Source organism: Caballeronia fortuita, assembly GCF_001544835.2.
Classification (GTDB): Bacteria; Pseudomonadota; Gammaproteobacteria; order Burkholderiales; family Burkholderiaceae; genus Caballeronia; species Caballeronia fortuita.
This window is the reverse complement of the sequence record NZ_FCNX02000002.1, coordinates 126,468-148,501: the sequence shown is the minus strand read 5'-3', so window position 1 is coordinate 148,501 and position 22,034 is coordinate 126,468. Positions and strand designations below refer to the sequence as shown.

The 22,034-nt window shown below is 61.6% G+C and carries 19 protein-coding genes; 10 read left to right on the top strand and 9 right to left on the bottom strand.

The window, feature by feature from the left end; genetic code table 11:
* Positions 1-8: 8 nt before the first annotated feature.
* Together AWB77_RS04970 and AWB77_RS04965 are read left to right on the top strand one after the other, a co-directional pair.
* Positions 9-938, top strand: a complete 930-nt coding sequence (locus AWB77_RS04970) for a dihydrodipicolinate synthase family protein (RefSeq protein WP_061133291.1) — start codon at positions 9-11, stop codon at positions 936-938.
* Positions 939-993: 55 nt separating this feature from the next.
* Positions 994-1,932: a Gfo/Idh/MocA family protein gene (locus AWB77_RS04965; protein ID WP_061133290.1), complete on the top strand. Its 939-nt coding sequence runs from the start codon at positions 994-996 to the stop codon at positions 1,930-1,932.
* 12 nt (positions 1,933-1,944) lie between these two features.
* On the opposite strand, the gene AWB77_RS04960 is transcribed toward AWB77_RS04965, so the two are convergent.
* The 5 genes from AWB77_RS04960 to AWB77_RS04940 form a co-directional block, all read right to left on the bottom strand.
* Complete coding sequence (locus AWB77_RS04960) at positions 1,945-4,410, bottom strand: glycosyl hydrolase 2 galactose-binding domain-containing protein (RefSeq protein WP_061133289.1); 2,466 nt, start codon at positions 4,408-4,410, stop codon at positions 1,945-1,947.
* A gap of 66 nt (positions 4,411-4,476) precedes the next feature.
* The gene (locus tag AWB77_RS04955) at positions 4,477-5,481 is read right to left on the bottom strand and encodes a DUF1839 family protein (protein WP_061133288.1); all 1,005 of its coding nucleotides are present in this window, start codon (positions 5,479-5,481) and stop codon (positions 4,477-4,479) included.
* Positions 5,478-6,545 (bottom strand): amino acid--[acyl-carrier-protein] ligase, encoded by a 1,068-nt coding sequence (locus tag AWB77_RS04950; RefSeq protein WP_061133287.1) that lies wholly within the window; start codon positions 6,543-6,545, stop codon positions 5,478-5,480. The genes AWB77_RS04955 and AWB77_RS04950 overlap by 4 nt, the downstream gene beginning before the upstream one ends.
* A 2-nt stretch (positions 6,546-6,547) precedes the next feature.
* The gene (locus tag AWB77_RS04945) at positions 6,548-7,801 is read right to left on the bottom strand and encodes an acyl-CoA dehydrogenase family protein (RefSeq protein ID WP_061133286.1); all 1,254 of its coding nucleotides are present in this window, start codon (positions 7,799-7,801) and stop codon (positions 6,548-6,550) included.
* Positions 7,798-8,049 (bottom strand): acyl carrier protein, encoded by a 252-nt coding sequence (locus AWB77_RS04940; protein ID WP_008348335.1) that lies wholly within the window; start codon positions 8,047-8,049, stop codon positions 7,798-7,800. Before AWB77_RS04940 ends, AWB77_RS04945 begins: the two co-directional genes overlap by 4 nt.
* Positions 8,050-8,497: 448 nt before the next feature.
* On the opposite strand from AWB77_RS04940, the gene AWB77_RS04935 reads away from it, so the two are divergent.
* Together AWB77_RS04935 and AWB77_RS04930 are read left to right on the top strand one after the other, a co-directional pair.
* Positions 8,498-9,181: a YdcF family protein gene (locus AWB77_RS04935; protein ID WP_244158434.1), complete on the top strand. Its 684-nt coding sequence runs from the start codon at positions 8,498-8,500 to the stop codon at positions 9,179-9,181.
* A 59-nt stretch (positions 9,182-9,240) separates the two neighbouring features.
* The gene (locus AWB77_RS04930; RefSeq protein ID WP_061133284.1) at positions 9,241-9,780 is read left to right on the top strand and encodes an HD domain-containing protein; all 540 of its coding nucleotides are present in this window, start codon (positions 9,241-9,243) and stop codon (positions 9,778-9,780) included.
* Here AWB77_RS04930 and AWB77_RS04925 read toward each other — a convergent pair.
* A complete protein-coding gene (locus tag AWB77_RS04925) occupies positions 9,760-12,444 on the bottom strand; it encodes an excinuclease ABC subunit UvrA (RefSeq protein ID WP_061133283.1) in 2,685 nt (894 codons plus the stop codon). The genes AWB77_RS04930 and AWB77_RS04925 overlap by 21 nt on opposite strands.
* 154 nt (positions 12,445-12,598) lie before the next feature.
* Here AWB77_RS04925 and AWB77_RS04920 point away from each other — a divergent pair, with 154 nt between their 5' ends.
* Positions 12,599-12,835, top strand: a complete 237-nt coding sequence (locus tag AWB77_RS04920; RefSeq protein WP_208601493.1) for a hypothetical protein — start codon at positions 12,599-12,601, stop codon at positions 12,833-12,835.
* A 29-nt stretch (positions 12,836-12,864) separates the two neighbouring features.
* On the opposite strand, the gene AWB77_RS04915 is transcribed toward AWB77_RS04920, so the two are convergent.
* A complete protein-coding gene (locus AWB77_RS04915; protein ID WP_061133282.1) occupies positions 12,865-13,287 on the bottom strand; it encodes a hypothetical protein in 423 nt (140 codons plus the stop codon).
* Between the two features lie 555 nt (positions 13,288-13,842).
* On the opposite strand from AWB77_RS04915, the gene AWB77_RS04910 reads away from it, so the two are divergent.
* From AWB77_RS04910 to AWB77_RS04900, 3 genes are all read left to right on the top strand, one after another.
* Complete coding sequence (locus AWB77_RS04910; RefSeq protein WP_061133281.1) at positions 13,843-14,598, top strand: FadR/GntR family transcriptional regulator; 756 nt, start codon at positions 13,843-13,845, stop codon at positions 14,596-14,598.
* 552 nt (positions 14,599-15,150) lie between these two features.
* Complete coding sequence (locus AWB77_RS04905; protein WP_061133668.1) at positions 15,151-16,236, top strand: glycosyltransferase; 1,086 nt, start codon at positions 15,151-15,153, stop codon at positions 16,234-16,236.
* Positions 16,233-17,105 (top strand): polysaccharide deacetylase family protein, encoded by an 873-nt coding sequence (locus AWB77_RS04900; RefSeq protein WP_061133280.1) that lies wholly within the window; start codon positions 16,233-16,235, stop codon positions 17,103-17,105. Before AWB77_RS04905 ends, AWB77_RS04900 begins: the two co-directional genes overlap by 4 nt.
* Position 17,106: 1 nt before the next feature.
* On the opposite strand, the gene AWB77_RS04895 is transcribed toward AWB77_RS04900, so the two are convergent.
* The gene (locus tag AWB77_RS04895) at positions 17,107-17,934 is read right to left on the bottom strand and encodes an alpha/beta fold hydrolase (RefSeq protein ID WP_061133279.1); all 828 of its coding nucleotides are present in this window, start codon (positions 17,932-17,934) and stop codon (positions 17,107-17,109) included.
* Between the two features lie 208 nt (positions 17,935-18,142).
* On the opposite strand from AWB77_RS04895, the gene AWB77_RS04890 reads away from it, so the two are divergent.
* Together AWB77_RS04890 and AWB77_RS04885 are read left to right on the top strand one after the other, a co-directional pair.
* Positions 18,143-18,790 (top strand): carbonic anhydrase, encoded by a 648-nt coding sequence (locus AWB77_RS04890; RefSeq protein WP_061133278.1) that lies wholly within the window; start codon positions 18,143-18,145, stop codon positions 18,788-18,790.
* Positions 18,791-18,883: 93 nt separating this feature from the next.
* Positions 18,884-20,461 (top strand): SulP family inorganic anion transporter, encoded by a 1,578-nt coding sequence (locus AWB77_RS04885; RefSeq protein ID WP_061133277.1) that lies wholly within the window; start codon positions 18,884-18,886, stop codon positions 20,459-20,461.
* Positions 20,462-20,635: 174 nt separating this feature from the next.
* Here the strand turns inward: AWB77_RS04885 and AWB77_RS04880 are convergent, their stop codons facing one another.
* On the bottom strand, positions 20,636-21,889 hold the full coding sequence (locus AWB77_RS04880) for a LysR family transcriptional regulator (protein WP_061133276.1): 1,254 nt from the start codon (positions 21,887-21,889) through the stop codon (positions 20,636-20,638).
* Positions 21,890-22,034 lie beyond the last annotated feature (145 nt).

The following is a 22,034-nucleotide window of genomic DNA, read 5'->3' as shown; positions in this document are numbered from 1 at the left end:
ACGACAACATGGCCAGTCTCGCCAATCCACGTTATCGCGGCATCTTTCCGGTCGTGCCGACGACCTTCACCGAATCGGGCGAACTCGACCTCGACAGCCAGAAGCGCGCCGTCGATTTCATGATCGACGCAGGATCGGACGGTCTCGCGATTCTCGCGAACTTCTCCGAGCAGTTCTCTTTGGCCGACGATGAACGCGATACGCTCACGCGCACGATTCTCGAACATGTCGCGGGCCGCGTGCCGGTGATCGTGACGACGTCGCATTACGGCACACGCGTATGCGTCGAGCGCAGCCGCCGTGCGCAGGAACTCGGCGCCGCGATGATCATGGCGATGCCGCCGTATCACGGCGCGACCTTTCGCGTGCCGGAGGCGTCGATCTACGAGTTTTACGCGCGCCTTTCCGATGCGCTGACCATTCCCATCATGATTCAGGACGCGCCCGCCGCGGGCACGCCGCTGTCCGCCGCGTTTCTCGCGCGCATGGCTCGCGAGATCGAACAGGTGTCGTACTTCAAGATCGAGACGCCGGGCGCCGCGAACAAGTTGCGCGAGCTGATCCGGCTCGGCGGTGAAGCGATCGAAGGTCCGTGGGATGGCGAAGAAGCGATCACGCTGCTCGCCGATCTCAATGCAGGCGCGACAGGATCGATGACGGGCGGCGGATTTCCCGACGGCATCCGGCCGATCATCGAGGCGCATCGCAATGGGCGCGTGGATGAAGCATTCGATCTGTATCAGCGCTGGCTGCCGCTCATCAATCACGAGAACCGGCAGGCGGGACTGCTTGCGGCCAAGGCGTTGATGAAAGAGGGCGGCGTGATCGCGTGCGAAGCGCCGCGCCATCCGCTGCCGGCGATGGGCCGGGAGACGCGTGAAGAGTTGATCGGGATCGCGCGGCGGCTGGATGCGTTGGTGTTGCGGTGGGGAGGATAGGATATCTTTACGCTCGAAGACACTTGAAGCAAATCGAGCCACAAGGAGACATCGCATGACCCGCACCTACACACTCGCCGTCGTCGGCATCGGCAAGATCGCGCGCGATCAGCACTTGCCCGCGATCGCCGCGCAACCCGGCTTCGAACTCGTCGCGTGCGCGAGCCGCAATGCGAGCGTCGAAGGCGTGCGCAACTATCCGGATATCGCTGCGCTGCTCGCGTCCGAGCCGACGATCGATGCGGTGTCGCTCTGTGCGCCGCCGCAAGTGCGCTACGAGCAAGCGCTCGCCGCGCTCGACGCGGGCAAGCACGTCATGCTCGAAAAGCCGCCCGGTGCCAGCGTGAGCGAAGTCGCGGCCTTGCACGATATCGCGCATGCACGCGGCTGCACGCTTTTCGCCTCGTGGCATTCGCGTACGGCGAGCGCGGTCGTTCCGGCGCGCGCGTGGCTCGCGTCGAAGGAGGCGGGCGCGATCCGCGCGGTCGAAGTGCGATGGAAGGAAGACGTGCGGCGCTGGCATCCGGGACAGCAATGGATCTGGGAACCGGGCGGTCTCGGCGTGTTCGATCCGGGCATCAACGCGCTGTCGATCGTCACGCACATCCTGCCGCATGAAGTCGCATTGCGCGGCGCCACGCTCACGGTGCCGAGCGATACCGCCACGCCCATCGCAGCCGAACTCGATTGCATCGCGACCAACGGCGCGCCGGTGCGCGCGGTGTTCGACTGGCGTCATGGCCCGGTCGAGGAATGGGACATCGACATCGAAACCGACGCGGGCCGCCTGTCGATGCGCGAAGGCGGCAAGCGTCTGTCGATCGCGGGCAAAGAGATCGACGTTGGTGCGGAGCGCGAATATCCCGCGCTGTACGAGCGCTTCCACGAACTCATCGAAACGAAGACGAGCGATGTCGACGTGCGCCCGCTGCGTCTCGTCGCCGATGCGTTCCTCAACGGCCGGCGCATCGAAACAGAAGCGTTCGGCCGCTGACTCCTCAGCGCATCACGAAGCGCGATACGCCGCGCTTCGGATCGCGTTGATCGCGGATACATCGCCCTCGGGCGAAGCACTCACGTTCGTATGCCGCGCGACGAGCGGGATGCGTCGCGTGCTGCCCGGCGCGAGATGAAACCAGTCGATGCGCGCGTAATAGTTCGGATCGACGATATGCACCCAGCGCGCAAGCTGCGCCGTTCCGATAACGAGGCTCCAACCTTCGTCGTCCTTTTCGACGGTGACATTCAGGCCGATATCGCGCCGCTCGCCGATCGACGGATCGGGAAAATGAAACGCTTCCGATAGCACTTCGTTCGTATCGGCATCGCGCAACACGACATGCGTTGCATCGTGCGCGCGCGGGCCGAAGCGATACGCATACGCGATATCGAAGAACGCGCCGATCAGTGCATTCGACGACACACGCTGCACGCTGCGCGGCTGCAACACGACATCGCTCGATCCGCCCGCGACCTTCACCGCGCCTTCACGCAGACAAGCCAGTTCGACGCGCGCGCGAATCTCACGCGCGGTGTCGTTGACGAGATGAATGTCGAGACCGTCGAGACCTTCATCGAGGATGAGCGCCTGCACGGGTTGGAGCACGCGCGCGAGTCCATGCAGCGCGCTCTTCGGTGCGCCGAGCACGTCGATGACGCCCCAGCCCGCGCCTGGCCGGACATCCAGCAGATTCCATACGATGCCGCCCGCGCAACTCGATCCTTCGCGACGCCATTCGGAGAACACCGCGCCGATCACGTCCGCGACGACCGCGCGCGACAACTCCAGATAACGCTCGGGGTTCTCATAGCGCAAACGCGGCACGTCCACGCGATAGAGCGTTTGCATGTAGTGCTCGCGCACGTCGTCGAAGTCCCATGCGGAGCCCGGATCGCGCGGCACGCCCGCTTTCCAGCGCGGTTCGTGCGCGCGCGGATTCGGCAACGCGCGCAGTGCGATATCGTCAGGGACGTTCGCGAACGCGAGGCACTCGGAGGCGAAGCGCACTTGCGCGCGACGAACATCGTCGAACGAACGTTGATATGCCGGCACGCCGTAGTAATGCGTGATACCGCCGCGCGTGCCGAAGGGCATCGATGCCGTGTCGCCGGGCGCGGCGCTCGGCGAGTTCACCACATACGCGACGTCAGGACGTTGTGCGGCGATCGCATTCGGCAACAGCTCGGTGAAGAGGCGTTGCTGATAGGCGTCGAAGGGCAGGCCGAGCATCGCGGCTTGCTGGTGCACTTCGCTTCCGCCGCACAGCACCGCAAGCGATGCGAAGCGGCGCGTGCGTGCAAGGAACTGTTCGGCTTCGCGTTGCACGCTCGCGCGAAAGGCTTCGTCGTCGGGATAATCGAAGTTGGCGAACGCGAAGTCTTGCCACACGAGCACGCCATGTTTGTCGGCGAGTTCGTAGAACGTGTTCGATTCGTAAAGCGTGATGCCGCTCACGCGAATGATGTTGAGGCCGGCGTCGCGCACGAGCGTGAAGATGCGGTCGAGCTTTTCGGGCGACGCATCGAGCGCGACAATATCCGCCGTTGTCCAGCACGCGCCGCGCGCGAACACGGGCGCGCCGTTCACGACGAGCTGAAAGCCCTTGCTATCCGCGCCGCGATCGACTTCGATCGTGCGAAAGCCTACTTCACCGAGATCGATATCGCCGAGCTTCACCGCATAGCGCGACGGCTCGCCATGCGTATGCGGATACCACAGGCGCACGTCCGGCACGCGCACGCGGCCCGTGAGCGTGTGCGCGTCCTGCCATTGCATCGCGGCTTGCGCATCGCCGCATGCGATGCGAAGCGGCGCCTGCTCCTGCGCATGAAAGTAGCGAACGGTCACATCGAGCACGCCATCGTTGCCATCGATGCTCGTGCGCAAGTCCACGTCGTCGATACATGCGCGCGTTTCACCGATCATGTCGATCGCGCGCCACGGTCCCGCCGGTTGAATCGACGGACACCATCCGGACATATGCCCGAGCAGCGTCGTGCGAACGTTGCGCAACGTGGCCGGTTGCGCGAGCTTAGGACGCCAGCGTGCGCGTCCGCGTTTTGCAGCAAGCGCGGGCGCGATCGAGCGGAAGCACAGATGCAGCACGTGCTCGCCATTCAGGTCGACATCGAGATCGTGCGCCACGAACATCGAATCCGATTCGAGCAGCTTGCGATCGTCGAGCCATACTTCCGTGATGGTCGCAAGACCGTTGAAACGCAAGCGCCGCTTGCCGTTCCCCGCGAGCTTCACGCGATACCAGTGGTCCGCATGCGCGAACGGTTGCGCGAGCGCCTCGTCGCTCATGCCTTGCGCACGCAATGCGGAGGCGATGGTGCCGGGCACGGGCGCGTCGATCCACTGTGTGAACGTATCGAGCGATGCGGGCGTCGCGCACGCACCCGCAGGCGTGCTCACGCATTGCCAGCCCTCGGAAAGACGCCGCGGCGCGTGCGCGCACAGGTCGTGCATGTAGCTACCTCGTCGATGGGATGCCGGATAGACACCGAAGCCGCGCGATGTGCGCGGCCCCGGCGTTCAGAGAAAGCGCGCGGCGAGCGGCTCGATGACCTTGTCGTACGAAGTCTGCATCGAGTCGAGGCAGTCTTCGCAAAGATCGACACGCGAGCGCATGCGGGCGCGCGCGAGACGGAACTGCATGACCATCGCTTCGCTTGCGATCGCCTGGGCGCTCGACTGAATCTCGCTCGATACTTCCACACCGTGCCGGTTCAGCCAGCCGAGATACTTCGACAGCAACTCGAAGTTCGAGCCGAGCTGACGCATCAGGTTGAAGGTGTAGAGATGGTAGTAAGCGGGATCGCGTTCGAGCAGCGCGCGCATGTGCTCGGGAAACGCCGCGCGCCATTGCGCGACGGGGTTCGCCGCCGGACGGTCTGCGAGACGCAGCTTGAGCAGATCGACCGAGCGTTGCACCATCGCATCGCCTTCGAGCGGAGCACGCGCGCGCTTCACGAACTCGACGTACGGAAAGAGCGCGTGCACATCGCTTGCGAGACCGGGCATCAGACGGAACACGCCATCGTAGTCCTCATCCGACAACGCGAAATAGCCCGCGTTATGGAAGTAGGTGATGCGCTTCGCGTCGGTGTCGATCTTGTCGATGGCGATGGTCGTCTTCGTATGCGTCTGCCGGTACGCGGTCGCGCGCGTATCGGGCAGATAGTACGAGTCCATCTCCACGATGACCATCTGCCCGCGACGCGTCTGCTCGCGAACGTGCGCTTCCACCGTGTCGTAGATCGCAAGCTCTTGTGCCTGAAGGCCGTAGAGCCGCGAGATATCGTCGAGCGAGAACTTCGGGAACGTGAACTGATCGCCCTCGAATGCCTGCGTCACCGTAAAACCGAGCGCCGCATGCGGATCGCAGCCGTAGTGATGCAGCAGTTCGATCCACAAATCGACGTAGCAGTTCGTCTCCAGCCAGACGCGCTCTTCGCGATGCAGCGCGTGCTGACTGAAAGCGGTGTCCGCGGGCAGTGACGTGACGGTCACGGCTTCTGCCGGCGAGCGCGCGTTCATGCTTGGTTTCCCAGGTTCGCGAGACCTTCTTCGACGAGCGGCGCCTTGTCGCCCCAGAGCAACTGACGCACTTTCTCGGGCCACGCGTTGACATCGAGACCGTGATGACGGAAGAGCGCGAGGGTCGTGCGCTCCATGCCGAAGCCGACACATGCGGTATGCGCGACTTGCTCGTCGGCCTGACGGATATGCCACAGCTCGCCGAAGTGATCCTGGTGATAGTTGAACGACAGGCATGCGGTCGGACGGTCGGGCGTGGCGACGGGCACGAGCAGTTCGAACTTCAGTTGCTGCGCGCGCTGGCTGTCCGCGACGATCATGCCGCCACGACCGAAGAACGGGTCGTTGGCGAGATCGATCTCGAACGGCAGTTGCAGCAGGTTCACGAGCAGCGAGCCACGCTCGATCCACTTCTGGCGGAATGCCATCACTTGCTCGGGGCTGCCCACGCGAATGTATTCGCGCATGCGGAACATCTGCATGCGGCCCGGATCGATGGACGGCTCGTGACGGAAGCAGTACGAGAACGCGTCGAAGGTCGCGCCGTCTTCAGGCAGGTTGCCGCGCTTGGCGACGAGCGGATAGATCGGATAGCAGGCGGCCGGCGTGAGCACGAGGCGCGTGGGCTTTTGCTGATCCATCCATTCGTCGGAGCGCTCTTCTTCTTCGCCGATATGCACGACCTTGTCGAGCGCTTCGAGCAGGCGATGATGCCCGCGGTCGTTGCCCTGGAACGAGTGGATCGTGCCCGCGAGATTCGGGAAGCTCTTCAGATACTCGCTGTCTTCGAAATCGCGGCGGCGCATCGCGGGCGGAAAGCGCAGCACTTCAGCGTGCTGATCCGCGCCGAGCATCGTGATCGCCTGATTGAGGCGCTCGACGATATCCTCGAAAACTTCGCTGCGGCCATAGAGACCGTCTTCGCCCGTATCGAGCAGAATGCCTGCCTCGATCAGACGATCGCGCAAGGTCAGGTCCGATTTGTCGTACGGTGCCTGAGTCTCTTGTGTTTGTGCTTGTGCTTCGGCCTGCATCATGGCGGCCTGTTCCGTCGGCATGTTCATCGTCAAATGGTCCCCGTTGCGGCGCGCTGCGCAAGCAGCAGATTCGCCGTGTTCAATTCGATGCGATCGTTGCTGATCATGAGCGGCGCGGAATGCAGATCGCGCAGATGGCGGCCCACGCTGAACGGCGTGTCGTTCTTGTAGCCGGCCATGCCGCAGATCATCAGCGCTTCCTGCACGACATGCAAAGCCGATTGCGAGATCGCCAGCTTGAGCATGTTCAGATCGGCGTTGATGCCGATCGATGCCGCGAGCGGCGCGTCGTCGTCATTGCTCTGGCTCGCCTTGCGCGCGGCGCGTTCGGCCTGCGACGCTTCGACATTCGCGAGCGATTCGCGCAGCCGCGCCTGCATCATCTTGATGAGCGTGAGCACTTGCGAAAGACGTGCGGCCGAAGGCGGCAGCGCCGGCTTGCCGCGTGCCTGATTGCGGAAGAACTGATGCGCGCGGTTGGCCGCATCGCTCGCGATGCCGCACCACACCGCCGACCACAACGTGTGCGATACGGGCAGCATGCTTTCGTCCGCGATCTTCGAGAACGGTGTCGGCAGAATCTGTTCGGCGATGCCGCTCGCAACCAGACGATGTCCTTCGCTGCACGTTCCGCGCATGCCGAGCGTGTTCCACACGCCGCGCTGCTCGAGCGTGAACGTCTCACGCGGCGCGACGATCAGCACTTGATCCGACGGCGGCGCATCCGGATGACGGCGTGCCGTGACGAGAATGGCGTCAGAATACTTGCCGTACGAAATGGTCGGCGCGAGCTTCTCGATGCGAAACGCGTTGTCGACGAGATCGACCGCGCATGCGCTCGTGCGCATGTTGCCGCCGATGTTCTCTTCCGAGGTCGCCGATGCGAGCAGCAACTGCTCGCTCACCATGCGTGCGAGGAAGTCGCGTTGCCACGCCACGTTCGCGCCATGATCGACGATGCACACGACCTGGCTCTGATGCATCGCATAGATCATCGCGGAGGATGCGCAGCCTTGCGCCATCGCCTCGCACAGGCGCGCGACGCCGGTGAGCGAGAGGCCGTCGCCGCCGAATGCCGTCGGGATCATCGCGGAGAAGAGACGCTCCTGCCGCATCGCCTCGACCGCTTCAGCGGGAAAGCGCGCTTCGCGATCGACCGCATCGGCGTGCCTGGCCGCGACCGCGGCAACACGCTTCGCTGCTTCGATCAGCTCGCTCTCGCCGCGTGCGCCCGCGCTTTGCGCAAGCTCGGCGATTTCGAGTTCCTGGGCGGGCGCGTTCATGCTGCCGCCTGCGAACGACGCAGTTCGTCGACGGCCGATGCGAGCGAATCGACGCTCGAAAAGAGCCGGCGCGTGAGCATGTGGTCCGGAATCTCGATGCCGAATTCGTCTTCGATCGCGAGCATCACGTGAACCGTGGCAAGCGAGGAAAGACCGGCGGCGTAGAGATCGTCGCCATCGGCAAGGGTGTCGATGGGCACGTCGAGACGAGCAGACTCAGCGAGGATGCGGCGCAATTCAGTTTTCATTGTGTGTGTTTTCCCTTGTACCCGGCCATTGGTGCAACTAACCCGGATCGCGACGAAGAGTTCTTATCGAATGTCGCAAGCCCCGGTGCGAATCGGCAGTAGCGTTGTTCGTGTCCCGTGAAGACGATTTCACGAGGACCCTCGCACGCACTGTCTTCTTGTCCGTTTTGTTTGATCGTATTAAACGAATTTGCGGCCCTGTGCGTCCGTGCGATGGCGCACGGAGGGCTTCGATGAGAAACCGGCGCTTTGTGCGATATCAAGCACGTCCTTATGCGAAGCGATAATTCACACTGACGAATCGAAACGCATTGCCTCGAACAGGTAACTACTGCGCGTTCTTCATAAAGCGCCTTGCAAAAACGATACGGAAGTTGAAAGCATTCTGAAACTTTAGATAACCGGGGTGTGTTAATTGGTACTTGGATCGCTATTATTGCTGTTTGTCGTGCTGTTCGTTGTTTGGAAGAAGCAGCGCGGCAAGATTGTGCTGCTGACCGTCGCCGTATTCTGGATGCTCGGAAGCTGGTTGCCTAACCCGCTCATACGGCTCGCGAACGATCGTTATGCGTCGATGGAAGACCCGCATTTCGCTTCACGCATGGCGATCATCGTGCTGGGCGGGGGCACTTGGTACGATCGACAACGACGCCTCGTGCCGAAGGGCGATGCGATGACGCGCATCGATCTCGCGGCGTCGCTCTACAAGCGCTGCGTGGAGATGGAGAAGGCATGCTTTGTGGTCATGACCGGCGGCAACCCGCAGCATCATGAGCAAAGCGAAGCCGATGTTTATGGAAAGCTGCTTCTCGATGCGGGCGTGAAGCGTTCGGATCTCATCCTCGAAAACGAGAGTCTCGACACGTACGAGAACGCGCGCAATACGGAGAAGCTCCTACGGTCGCGCGAATACGACACGTCCGTGCTTATCACCTCGTCGCTGCACATGCGCCGCGCGATGCTCGCGTTCGAAGCGTTCGGTCTGCATCCGCAGCCCGCGGTTGCTTATGTCCGTCCGCAATTGACGTGGTGGCGGCCGCATCGGAAAGGATGGTTCGATTCGAACAGCGCGCTGCATGAACTCGTGGGTATCGCGCGGTTCTATGCATGGCGGTGGATTGGGTTGTATTGAGAGTGACGCGTCGAAGCGGGACGTATACTTGCCCGTATATGTCACCTGGAAATCAGTCAATGAATCAACTCATTCGGGCCATTGCGTTCGCTGCGGACAAGCATCGCGATCAACGCCGCAAAGACGCCAACGCCTCGCCCTATATCAATCATCCGATCGCGCTCGCGAACGTGCTCGCCAATGAAGGCGGCATCGATGACGAGCGCGTGCTGATCGCGGCCATCTTGCATGACACGATCGAAGACACGGACACGACCTACGATGAACTCGAGCAATGCTTCGGCGAAGAGATCGCGCGCATCGTCGTCGAAGTGACGGACGACAAGTCCTTGCCAAAGGAAGAAAGAAAGCGCGCGCAGATCGAACATGCGGCGCATATCAGTCACCGTGCCAAGCTCGTGAAGCTCGCGGACAAGATCTGCAATCTGCGCGATATCCTCGTCACGCCGCCTTCCACCTGGAGCGATGAACGAAAGCGCGAGTACTTCGATTGGGCGAAGCGCGTGGTCGATCAATTGCGCGGCGTGCATGCCCCGCTCGAAGCGGCATTCGCAGTGGTGTATTGCGAGGGGATGCCTTCAGGACGCGCTCTGGCATGAGTTCAACGTGTCGTGCAGATAGCGCGCCGTGCGGCTTGCCGCATGTCGTGCAATATGCGGCGGCGTGCCCGCCACAACGATGCGCCCGCCATCTTCACCCGCGCCCGGCCCGATATCGATGACCCAGTCGGAGAGCGACGCAACGCGCATGTCGTGCTCGACGACGACCACCGTGTTGCCCGCATCGACGAGCCCTTGCAGTTGCACCATCAGGCGGTCCACGTCGGCGGGATGAAGACCGGTCGTGGGTTCGTCGAGGATATAGAGCGTGTCGCCGCGATGCGCGCGCTGCAGTTCCGTCGCGAGCTTGATGCGTTGCGCTTCGCCGCCCGAAAGCTCCGTCGCCGGCTGACCGAGCCGCAGATAACCGAGGCCGATGTCGCGCAGAACGGCGAGCGAGCGCATCACGTTCGGCTCATCGGCGAAGAACTCGCATGCTGTCTCGACGGTCATGTCGAGCACTTGCGCGATGTTCTTTCCTTGCCATTCGATCTCGAGCGTCTGCGGGTTATAGCGCGAGCCGTGGCATGTCGCGCATGAGGTATAGACGCTCGGCAGAAACAGGAGCTCGACGCTGACGAAGCCTTCGCCTTCGCATGTCGGACAGCGTCCCTGCGCGACGTTGAACGAAAAGCGTCCTGCGCCGTAGCGGCGTTTGCGCGCGGTGGGCGTATCGGCGAAGCGTTTGCGCACGTGATCGAAAAGCCCCGTGTACGTTGCGAGATTCGAGCGCGGCGTGCGGCCGATCGGCTTCTGATCGACGCGCACGAGACGCCGTATCGTCTCCATGCCTTCGACGATGCGTCCTCCCGCCGACGTATCCGCTTGCGCGAAGAGCGGGTCTTGCTCTTCGTCTTCGGTATCGTCGAGTGCGCGTCCGAGACGCTCCGCGACGAGTTCGGGCAGCGCCTGACTCACGAGACTCGACTTGCCCGAGCCCGAGATGCCGGTGACGGTCGTGAAGGCGCCGAGCGGGAACGCGGCGTCGATGCCATGCAGGTTGTTGCGCGTGATGCCCGCAAGCCGCAGCCAGCCGCGCGGCTCGCGCACGGCGCGTTCGATGGTACGTTCAGGCGCGAACAGATGCATGCGCGTCTGCGATTCATCGACAGAAGCGAGGCCTTCCGGCGGTCCGCTATACAGCACATGCCCGCCGCGTTCGCCGGCGGCCGGACCGACATCGACGAGCCAGTCGGCGCGCCGCATCGTATTCAGATCGTGCTCGATGACGAAGAGCGAATTGCCGGCTGACTTCAGGCGCTGCAACGCGGCGAAGAGCGCTTCGCTGTCGGCGGGATGCAGGCCGGCCGACGGTTCGTCGAGCACATAGACGACGCCGAAGAGTTGCGACGCGAGCTGCGTCGCGAGGCGCAGTCTTTGTAGTTCACCCGACGAGAGCGTCGGCGTTGCGCGATCGAGCGACAGATAGCCAAGACCGAGGTCGATGAGCGTGCCGAGCCGTTCCAGCAAGTCGGCGGCGATGCGCTCGGCCGCGGCGCGTTTCTCGTCGGAGAGATTGGCCGTGCGGCGCACATCGGGCGCTGCAGTGTGCGCGGAACCGCCTGCCGCCACGCGCTTGGCGGTCGCAGCGAGCCGGTCCTTCTTCGCGAGCACGGAACCCGGAGCGTCGTCATGTGCAAGCCATTCGCCGCGCGCAATGGGCGCGAGCAGATCGGCGAGGCGGCTCAATGGCAGACGCGCGAACTCGGCGATGTCGAGTCCCGCGAACGTCACCGACAGCGCTTCTTTCTTGAGACGCTTGCCGTGACACGCAGGGCAATCGCTGCCGACCATATAGCGCGACACGCGTTTCTTCATCAGCGCGCTTTGCGTATGCGCGAAGGTATGCAGCACATATCGGCGCGCGCCGGTGAAAGTGCCCTGATAGCTCGGCTCCGCGCCGCGCTTCAAGGCGGCCTGCGTTTCCCGGGGCGTGAGGCCGGCATACACCGGCACCGTCGGCTGTTCTTCGGTGAAGAGAATCCAGTCGCGATCTTTCTTCGGCAGGTCGCGCCAGGGTGTATCGACGTCATACCCGAGCGTCACGAGGATGTCGCGCAGATTCTGCCCGTGCCACGCGGGCGGCCAGGCAGCGACGGCGCGTTCGCGGATCGTGAGGGAGTCGTCGGGCACCATCGACTTTTCTGTGACTTCGTACACGCGCCCGAGGCCGTGGCATACCGGACACGCGCCTTGTACCGTGTTCGGCGAAAAGTCTTCCGCGTAGAGCATCGGCTGCCGGGGCGGATAGCTGCCGGTGCGCGAGTACAGCATGCGCACGAGGCTCGATAGCGTCGTGACGCTGCCGACCGACGAGCGCGCGTTCGGCGTGCCGCGCTGCTGCTGGAGCGCGACGGCCGGCGGCAGACCTTCGATCGAATCGACCTCCGGCACGCCTACTTGTTCGATGAGACGACGGGCATACGGCGCGACCGATTCGAAATAGCGACGCTGCGCTTCGGCGTAAAGGGTGCCGAAAGCCAGCGACGATTTGCCCGAACCCGATACGCCGGTGAACACGACGAGCGCGTCACGCGGCACGTCGACATCGACATTTTTCAGGTTGTGCTCGCGCGCGCCGCGAACGCGCACGAAACCTGCTCTCGATGCATTCGCGGCATCGTCGCGTTCGGCCGGCTTGCGGTTGTTTTTGCGGACATCCATGTGAGATCTCGGACCAGACGCGGCAACGGGAGAATCGAGCGAGCATGCGGCATGCCAAATACCAGATGGCATCTTGCGTTATGCATTTTGCATGCGAAATGCATTCACACTGAAGATCAACCTGATTGACGAGGAAAAAATGAGGATAGTCGGAATGAAGAACCTGATCGCGCTGGCGGCCGGCGCGACGATAGCCGTTTCGGGCGCAGCGATGGCGCAGGCGGGCGGCGGAAATGGCAATGGCGGTTCGGGCGGCGGCAATGCCCACGGCGCGGCGACGGCCGGGCCGACCGTTGGCGGCGACAATACGTCCGCGCCCGGCAGCACGCGCCAGGGCGGCTTTCACAAGCACAAGAAGAAGGCGAAACCCGCGACGACGACGCCGCAGTAAAGCGGTGGCGGTAGTGGCGTTCGCGCGGATCAGGCAGCGACGCTTTCCATGTCGATATCGTCAGTGCCGAGCCGGGAGAAGATGTCGCACACCGCGCGCATCTCCGCTTCGTCGCGAATGCTGACGATCACGCGTGTAATGCTGCATGCCATATCCGCGTCGCCGCCGTCCGCGCCGAACGAAGGCAGGATGTCGTCGCTCGACACGTCGAACCCGAACGGGTAGTCGTGCGTATCGACGACGCCCAGGTGTTCCCCGTGTCCCGCGTATTCGGCGGCGATCCACTGCGTCTGCGCATTATTGCTTTGCGTCTGCGACGTATGGAAATCCGCGAATCCGCTCAAGCTCGCCACGCGAACGCGGTCTCCCGCGATACCTTGCGCGCGTAAATCTTCAAGTGCTTCGTCCAGCTTACGGGAGCCGTAGAACGCTCCGCTTACTTCACGCATCATTTGCTCGTCTCCTTGCCTGCCAACCTCGATGCCGCGCTTCCAGTATCGCGATGAAATTTGCGAATGTGAATACGGAGGTCCACCGGGGTCGCCTCTGAGCCCTGAACGCCACGGACAGGCGACGCACCTTGCGTGGCGTAGCGCACAGACTCCTAGGGCGTAAACCAGTGAACCGCTGTGCTCGGGCCCGCGATTGCGCGAGATGAAGGCGAATCCAACGGATGCGGCATGGACTCACGAGCCAGACGATCAAGCGAAAAGGCGCGTGCGTCTGGCTGATGCGGCCTTGGCTGGTGCGATTTCACTTCATGCGGTACTTGAACTTTACGCCGCAACAGACGGTTAATCAACGCTTTGCTTTGTCGCTAATCGGATGATTTGGCTGGGGTTTTCCATCAATAGCCAATAACTTCAGGAGATTCTTCACTACAGCGAATATTGCTTCTAGAGACCGTGCGCGCGCCTCCCGCATAGCGGGCTTGAATCGATAGTCATCGTACAAGCTGTCGACCGCCCTATAATTGCTGATCGAGCACATAAAAAATCGACCTTTCAATGTCCCAAGCCCTCGCGTCCGGCGCGCTTCGCCGCTCCCGCAATCTCACCGAAGAAGTCGTCGCCGAGTTGTCCGAGCGCATTCGCAGCGGGGCGCTGCAACCGGGCGACAAGCTGCCGACGGAGTCGGAGATCATGGCGCAGCTCGGCGTGAGCCGGACGGTTGTGCGCGAATCGATCTCGCGTTTGCAGGCGGCGCGCCTCGTGCAGACGCGGCATGGCATCGGCACTTTTGTCCTCGAAGCGGGAGATCAAGACCGGTTCCAGATCGAAGCCGCAGGCGATCTCACCGTGCGCGACGTGATGGCGATTCTCGAACTGCGCATCAGTCTCGAGGCAGAAGCAGCCGGTCTTGCGGCAATGCGCCGTACTGACGAAAACCTCGCGCAGATGCGGCGCGCGCTCGATGAGTTCGAGCGATTGATCGAAGCAGGCGAAGGCAACGCGGTCGCAGCCGATGTGGCATTCCATCTCGAACTCGCTAAGGCCACCGGCAACCGCTACTTCCATAGCATTCTCAGTCAATTGGGTAATACCATCATCCCGCGCACGCGCGTCAATTCAGCGGCGCTTGCCCACAACGATCCGTCGGGGTATCTGGATCGCGTGAATCGAGAGCACGAAGATATCTACGATGCGATCGAGCGTCGTGATCCCGAGGCTGCGCGTGCGGCCATGCGCATGCATCTCTCCAATAGCCGCGAGCGGTTGAGGCGCGCGCATGAAGGGTCGTCGAAGACGCAGGACGCCCAATAGCATCGATCGGTATTGGCGTCGTTATCGACTTTCGAATTTATTAAGCAGGCGGTAAAGGCGTTTCAGCATTCGCTGAAATGTTTTTTATCAGCTGTCGACGAATCGTCCATCGCAATTTACGCCTAGCGGATGAGCGACAAACGTTTGCGGTCGCAATGCTTTTCTTAGGGTGTCCTTAAGCCCCGCGCATCCCACGGTCTAGCGCCAAGTCCTGTCGATTCCGCGCTAAGATCGCCATCAGGCTAACTGACGAAATTGCCATCTACGCGTCAACCGTACGCGCAAGTCAGCCGTTAGCTCGTCAGGTCATCAGGTCGCTTCGTCGCACCATGTCAATCGACCTTTGAACACAATGTCGATTGGTCATGTGGAGCACCTTCCGCAACGCGCATTCAATACGCTTGCAAGCCCTGCGTCTCTGTCGATAAGCCTCGTTCGAGGCTTAAATCAATTCTTTTCTTTTGCTTACGAATAACGAAGTGCAGAAAGGTAATCGAATTATTACCAAATATTTTTGACGGCAAGGCTGTCGAAGTTGTGGAGACCAAGCGGTTGAAGATTCTACATAGCGAATCCTCGAAAGGATGGGGCGGTCAAGAAGTCCGTACGTTGAAAGAGATGGTCGCGCTACGGGAAGACGGGCATACCGTCGAACTGATTTGTCCGAGCGATGCGCGTCTCGGTCAGCGTTGTATCGAGCTCGGCTTCGCCGTCCATCATGCCCGCATGCGAGGGGGCGGTGACATGCAATCGATGCTGCGCATCAAGACGCTTCTACGCCGCCGCGCCTTCGATGTGCTCAACACGCATAGCGGTCACGACAGTCTCGTCGCAGGCACGGCAGGAAGGCTGGCCGGCACGCCGCTCATCGTGCGTACGCGTCATCTCGCGCTGCCGATTTCATCACTTGCTACTTACAACTGGATTCCTCACCGCGTGATTGCGGTGAGTCATTTCGTGCGTCGCTATCTGATTTCCGCGGGCGTCGCGGAGAAGCGCGTGCAGACCATCTACGACGGCATCGTGAAGCCGCAGCCCGTCGCGCATTCGACGTTGCGCGCGGAACTCGGTATCGGCGACGATGCATTCGTCGCATGCATGGTCGCGATCATGCGCGACAAGAAAGGTCATGAAGATCTGATCGCCGCAGTGCGCCCGCTTGTCGATACGCATCCGAAACTGCACGTCGTGATGGCGGGCGATGGTCCCTGGCTCGAACGCATCAAGGGCATCGTCGATAACCTTGGGCTTGCTCATCGCATACATTTGCTCGGCTTTCGCAGCGATGTGCCCAATATCTTTCGCGGCTCCGATATCTTCGTATTGCCGACGCATCAGGAAGCGCTCGGCCAGGCATTCATCGAGGCGATGGCAGCGGGCTTGCCCGTCATCGGTACGCATGTCGATGGCGTGCCCGAACTCATCGAAGACAACGTGAGCGGCTTGCTCGTGCCGCCTCACGATCCGGTTGCGTTGCGTGCCGCGATCGTGCGCATGATGGACGAGCCGGCGCTGCGTGAGCGCCTGAAAAACGAAAGCCTGCGCATTACCGAACGCGGCTTCACGGTCGGCGACATGGCGCACGAAACGGCTAATTTCTATCGACGTGCATTGCACGAGCGGGGCCATCGACGATGAATGCAAAGCCGGCGCGCGCCGTTCCCGTGTTGATGTATCACCACGTCAGCACGTCGCCCGGCATGATCACGGTGTCGCCCGATAACTTCGCGGCGCAAATGGAATACCTTGCGCGCGCGGGTTATCGCACGATCGGCTCGGCGCAACTCGCCGCCTTTTTGAGCGGCGAAGACGTGCCGGAGAAATCCCTCGTGATAACTTTCGACGATGGTTATCTGGATAACTGGGTACACGCGCATCCGGTGTTGAAGCGCCATGACTTTACGGCATTGTGCTTTCTCGTCAGCGATTGGCCAGGCGAGGGCGATGTGCGTCCGAATGCATCGACTGTATCGAATGCATCGAATGCGCTGGCGGGACTGCCGCGCTTGCTCGATCATCACGCGGGCGAGTACGCAATCGAAAACGGTCGCGCCGACGATGTGATCCTGCGCTGGTCGGAAATCGAAGCAATGCGCGATGCCGGGACTTTCGAATTTCATAGCCACACGCATACGCACGTTCGGTGGGATCAGGCCACGGTATCGACGGACGACAAGCGCAAAGGCTTGAAGGACGACTTGAGTCTTGCGCGTGCCGCGTTACGCACGCGACTCGGTGAAGTATCCGATCATCTGTGCTGGCCGCAAGGCTATTACGACGACGACTATCGCCAAGTAGCGATGCACGCGGGATTCAGGCACTTCTATACGTGCCACACGGGGACCAACGTCGGAGCGAATCCGCTCGATCGCCATGCATCCGGCGATGCCGAGCGCACGATCAAGCGCCTCGAAGTGCGCGACCGCCCGGCGTCGTGGCTGGCATCGCGCTTATGGGTCCATACGCGGCCCGCGATCAGCCGCGCATATCTCAAGATCAAACGCTGACTCAACGCTGATGCGATTGCATGAAAGCGGCGATGGCATCGTTCACTGCATGCGTTGCATCGCGATGCGGCGAGTGTCCGCATTGAGTCAGCTTGAGCAGTCGTGCGTGTTCAACGGCCGCCTGAATCTTATCGAGTTGCAGCATGGATGCGTATTCGTCGTCATAACCTTGAATCACGAGCAATGGCCGTTTGATCGACGAAATCTCTTGAGCGATGTCCCATTGCAGGAATGCCGGGTTCAGCCAAGCATCGTTCCATCCGTAAAAGGCCGAATTCACATCGTCGTGATATGCGCGCAGCTTGTCCTTGAACGATGTCGTTTCGTAAGTGGCACGCACCTTTTCAATGGCTTCCACGGTCATCGGTTCCACGAAGACATGCGGCGCGAGGATAGCGAGTCCGGCGAGCGCTTCCGGGAACGCGCTGGCATAGAGCAGTGCGATCGTGCTGCCATCGCTATGACCGATGAGCCACATGCGTTCGCGTTCACGCGTGTCGATCTGGAGGGCGTCGAGCAACGCGGGCAATACCGATTGCGCTTGCCGATGCAGGAACTCAACCGGCCACTTCTCTTCGGGCCGGCGCGGCGTCGAGCGGCCATAACCCGGCCTCGAGTAAACAAGACCGCGACAGTTCAAACGATCGCATAGCATTTGCGGCCAGTCTTTCCATAGTGCGATGGAGCCGAGCCCTTCATGCAGAAAGAGCGCGATAGGCGCGTCGGTACGGTCCCCATTCAACCACTGATATTCGATATGCACTGGATACGCGCCGCTCGTCAGTTCAACAATGTGCGTCGTGTCGGTGCTTGCTGCCGGATCGTTCATCTGTTCGGGAGTTATTCGTGGGACGCTAAAGGTTATCAGAAGCAATGCTGAAGCCGACGCATCGTTTCCGTGCATGGATTCATAAAAGAATCAAAAACCCGCTCGACTGATTTATTTCTCTAGACATAACTGAACTTTTCCTGCGAAAGTCATTCGTAAGAAACGCTGCACTGCAGCGTGGATGCGTCCCTTTTCGAGGAGAGAATGCATGAATCGACCAAAACGAATGCTGCTGGAAAACATTGCCTGGGCACGGGAGACCGCACACGCCGATGCGCAGTTCTTTCCGCGTCTCGCGCAAGGTCAAAGTCCCAAGGTGCTCTGGATCGGTTGCGCGGATAGCCGCGTGCCGGCCGAGACCGTCACCAATGCCAATCCCGGCGATCTCTTCGTTCATCGCAACATCGCGAATCTTTTTTCTCCCGGCGATGACAACACGATGAGCGTGCTGGAATACGCGGTACGCGTGCTCAAAGTCGATCACGTGATCGTATGCGGCCATTACGGATGCGGCGGCGTGCGCGCCTCGCTTCTGCCGCAGTCGAGCGACTTGCCGCACGTGAATCGCCGGATCGCGCCGCTATGCGCGCTGGGCGAGCAACATCGAAAAGAACTCGATGCATTCTCCGAACTCGACGCGCGCGCGAATCGCCTCGCCGAATTGAACGTGCTCGAACAAGTGCGTCTGTTGCGGCAACACGCGATCGTACGCGATCGCGACGAGCTGCCGCTCGTTCACGGCTGGATCTTCGGGCTGCATGACGGCCTCATCAAAGTGCTTGCTTCCGGTTACGCCGAAGACAGCGAAACACACGACGCCGCGCGCGCTTCGGTCACATCGCTTCGGGCCGCCTGAAGCGGTCATTAGCGGTCATTTCCTGTAGATCGCTTGTCGATGCGAGGTCGCTTTCGCGACGGTCGCAGGCCCCAACTCGTTCGAAGAAAAATCATGACATCAAGTAATCGTCTCGCCAGCTTTCCGCGCGACATGTTCGCGGGCACCGTTGTCTTTCTCGTCGCGATGCCGCTCTGTCTAGGCATCGCCAATGCATCGGGCGTCGAGCCTTTTGCGGGGCTCTTGTCGGGCATCATCGGCGGACTCGTCGTCGCGCTTCTGAGCGGCTCGCAATTGAGCGTGAGCGGTCCGGCAGCGGGCCTTATCGTCATCGTCGTCGATGGCATCGCGGGACTCGGGAGCTTCTCCGCGTTCCTGCTCGCCGTGTTGCTATCGGGCGCGATTCAGTTCGGCTTCGGCATGCTGAAGGCAGGGCGCTTCGCGGCGTATGTGCCTTCGTCGGTCATCAAGGGCATGCTCGCCGCGATCGGCCTTTTGCTCGTCATCAAGCAGATTCCGCTTGCGGCGGGATTCGCCAATGAAGGCGCGCCCGCCGCGACCGGCGCCGGAATGCTCGGCACGCCGTTCGGTCCCATATCGATGGCGGCGTGCCTCGTGGCAATCGTTTCGCTCGCGATGTTGATAGCCTGGGAAACACGCGCGATGCGCCGCTTCGCGCTCGTGCGCGCCGTGCCCGCGCCGCTCGCGGTGGTTGCGTTCGGTATCGGTGCGACGCTGTTGCTCGATCTCTTTGCGCCCGGCTTTGCGCCACCCGCGCAACATCGCGTCGCGTTGCCGTCGCTCGAATCCTTCGCTGCGTTCACGAATGCACTCGAATTGCCTAATTTCTCGCAGTTCGTGAATCCCGATGTATGGCGGCTTGCATTTACGCTTGCTATCGTCGCGAGTCTCGAAACACTGTTGAGTCTCGAAGCGGTCGAGCAACTCGATCCGAAGAAGCGCGCCGCGCATCCCGATCGCGAATTGAAGGCGCAAGGTATCGGCAACATGATGGCCGGTGCGATCGGCGCGCTGCCGATCACGTCGGTGATCGTGCGCAGTTCGGCAAACGTTCACGCGGGCGCGCAAAGCCGATGGTCGTCGTTCGTGCATGGCGCGTTGCTGCTGGTGAGCGTGTTCGCATTGACGAGCGTCATCAACCTGATTCCGCTCGCATGCCTGGCCGCGATCCTCATCTTTACGGGTCTCAAGCTCGCCAAGCCTTCGTTGTTCGCGGCCGTCGCGAAGCAGGGCATCGAACGCTTTGCGCCATTCATCGTGACGATTGCGGGCGTCTTGTTGACGGATCTTTTGATGGGCATTCTGCTTGGCATCGCGTGCAGTCTGCTGCTTGCGATCCGTGCGAATCTCCGACGTCCCATCACGGTCGCGCAGCACGACGATCACTATCTCGTGTCGTTCCGCAAGGACGTTTCATTTCTCGGCAAGGTCACGTTGAAGCATCACTTGCGTGCGATACCCGATGGCGCCACCGTGATCTTCGATGCATCGCGCGCGGACTACATCGACCCCGATGTGCGCGAAGAGATCGAGAAGTTCGTAGCCGCTGCGCCTGCACGCGGCATGCATGTCGAATGCAGGAAACTGCCGCGTCCTGCATCGCAAACGGGCATGCCGACCGTGCGTGGCAAATGGCTTGGCCTGAACCGGCAGGAGATGTCGTCCGAATAGCGAGATCAACCGAACGTCGGTAGCATCCATTGCGCATGGACATCGTGTGCAAGTTACGTTGCGATCGATGCCGCCGGAGATCGGCAGTTATACAAGGGCGAAAGGCGTGAGTGCGCGGTCGATCGTCGAATCGCTAACACTCCGGACGATCGCCTTTTTCCATCGGCCCCTGGATCATCGTCGCAGCGACTCGCGATGCAATTCGTGTCCGAGCTGATCGACCGTCAGGCGTATTGCATCGATCAACGCGCGCGCCGCCGGCGATGGCGTGCCGCCCGCGCGCAGCGTAAGCCCGATATCGCGCCGCGTGGCTTGAAGCGCAATATCCATCACGACGAGCTGACCCGATTCGCGCTCGTAGTGCAATTGTTGCGCGGATACGGCGGCGAGCATATCGGTATGCGTCAGCACGCCGCGAATGACGGCGAGGTCGGCTGTCTCGACGGTCGGCATCGGCGGTTTCAACTTCAGGCGCTTGAATTGCGCTTCGAACATGCCGCGCGCGGGCGCCTGGCTGCGCGGAAGAATCCATTGCGCGGCGGATAGATCCTTCAGCGTCAATCCGTCCTGACTCGCAAGCGGATGCCCGCGACGCGCAATCACGACGATGTCTTCCGACATGAGTCTTTCATTGACGAGCCCGCTCGACGCATCGTTATGACGCAGCGCGCCGAGCACGAAGTCGATATCGCCCGCGCGCAATCCCGCGACGAGCGTCTCATACGAACTTTCATCGGTGACGATGCGCACGCCCGGATATTGCGCGGCCACGCGCGCGATTGCACCGGGCAAGATCAATGTTCTTCCGAGCGGCAGCGCGCCGACCGTCACATAACCTTGAATCGTGCCGCGCAACGCCGCGAGATCGTCGGGAATATGGCGCAGTTCGTTGAGCGCGCGGCGCACGTGCAGCACGAAAGTTTCGCCTTCGCTCGTCAACAGAAGCCCGCGTGGACTGCGATAGAACAACTGCATGCCCGCACCCGTCTCCATGATGCGCACTGCGCTGCTGACCGCGGGCTGACTGAGCCCCAGCGTCTGCGCGGCGCTCGGCATATGACGATGTCGCGCGAGCGCCGAGAACAATTGCAATCGCCGCGTGTTGAGCAGAAAGGCGGGAAGCGTGCCGCCTGTCGCGGTTCGACGGCGCGATTGCCGCGTCGCGCACCATTGCGCGAGTTCTTCGAGTTCGGCAAAGATGCGCTCGCAACGCAGCAGCACCGCGCGTCCGGCGGGCGTGGGCAACATACCCGATGGACGACGTTCCAGCAGCGTTTCGCCGACCGCCGCTTCGAGTTCCTGCAGTGAACGCGTGACTGCCGATTGCGCGCGAAACAGCGCGGCGGCGGCGCGCGTGGCGCTGCCAGTTTGCGCGACGAGTCTGAACGCACGCAAATACGCGAGGTTGAGCAGTTCGCGGTTATCCATATGCAAAGTTATCTTGATGCCATCCGTATGATTTATCGCATCGTAACGTTAAGCGAAGCGCATGCTCACGTTCCGCTAATTGTTCGCGCCGATCATGACCTCATGAACAAACGCGACGACGCCACACACGATGTCGTCCGGCTAA

What these genes read in the sequence shown, in the direction of transcription:
- AWB77_RS04960 (WP_061133289.1), bottom strand. Translation starts at nt 4,410, where the DNA reads ATGCACGACCTGTGCGCGCACGCGCCGCGGCGTCTTTCCGAGGGCTGG.
- AWB77_RS04920 (WP_208601493.1), top strand. Translation starts at nt 12,599, where the DNA reads ATGAAGAACCTGATCGCGCTGGCGGCCGGCGCGACGATAGCCGTTTCG.
- AWB77_RS04930 (WP_061133284.1), top strand. Translation starts at nt 9,241, where the DNA reads ATGAATCAACTCATTCGGGCCATTGCGTTCGCTGCGGACAAGCATCGC.
- AWB77_RS04915 (WP_061133282.1), bottom strand. Translation starts at nt 13,287, where the DNA reads ATGATGCGTGAAGTAAGCGGAGCGTTCTACGGCTCCCGTAAGCTGGAC.
- AWB77_RS04900 (WP_061133280.1), top strand. Translation starts at nt 16,233, where the DNA reads ATGAATGCAAAGCCGGCGCGCGCCGTTCCCGTGTTGATGTATCACCAC.
- AWB77_RS04890 (WP_061133278.1), top strand. Translation starts at nt 18,143, where the DNA reads ATGAATCGACCAAAACGAATGCTGCTGGAAAACATTGCCTGGGCACGG.
- AWB77_RS04925 (WP_061133283.1), bottom strand. Translation starts at nt 12,444, where the DNA reads ATGGATGTCCGCAAAAACAACCGCAAGCCGGCCGAACGCGACGATGCC.
- AWB77_RS04955 (WP_061133288.1), bottom strand. Translation starts at nt 5,481, where the DNA reads ATGAACGCGCGCTCGCCGGCAGAAGCCGTGACCGTCACGTCACTGCCC.
- AWB77_RS04880 (WP_061133276.1), bottom strand. Translation starts at nt 21,889, where the DNA reads ATGGATAACCGCGAACTGCTCAACCTCGCGTATTTGCGTGCGTTCAGA.
- AWB77_RS04945 (WP_061133286.1), bottom strand. Translation starts at nt 7,801, where the DNA reads ATGAACGCGCCCGCCCAGGAACTCGAAATCGCCGAGCTTGCGCAAAGC.
- AWB77_RS04910 (WP_061133281.1), top strand. Translation starts at nt 13,843, where the DNA reads ATGTCCCAAGCCCTCGCGTCCGGCGCGCTTCGCCGCTCCCGCAATCTC.
- AWB77_RS04950 (WP_061133287.1), bottom strand. Translation starts at nt 6,545, where the DNA reads ATGAACATGCCGACGGAACAGGCCGCCATGATGCAGGCCGAAGCACAA.
- AWB77_RS04965 (WP_061133290.1), top strand. Translation starts at nt 994, where the DNA reads ATGACCCGCACCTACACACTCGCCGTCGTCGGCATCGGCAAGATCGCG.
- AWB77_RS04940 (WP_008348335.1), bottom strand. Translation starts at nt 8,049, where the DNA reads ATGAAAACTGAATTGCGCCGCATCCTCGCTGAGTCTGCTCGTCTCGAC.
- AWB77_RS04885 (WP_061133277.1), top strand. Translation starts at nt 18,884, where the DNA reads ATGACATCAAGTAATCGTCTCGCCAGCTTTCCGCGCGACATGTTCGCG.
- AWB77_RS04970 (WP_061133291.1), top strand. Translation starts at nt 9, where the DNA reads ATGGCCAGTCTCGCCAATCCACGTTATCGCGGCATCTTTCCGGTCGTG.
- AWB77_RS04895 (WP_061133279.1), bottom strand. Translation starts at nt 17,934, where the DNA reads ATGAACGATCCGGCAGCAAGCACCGACACGACGCACATTGTTGAACTG.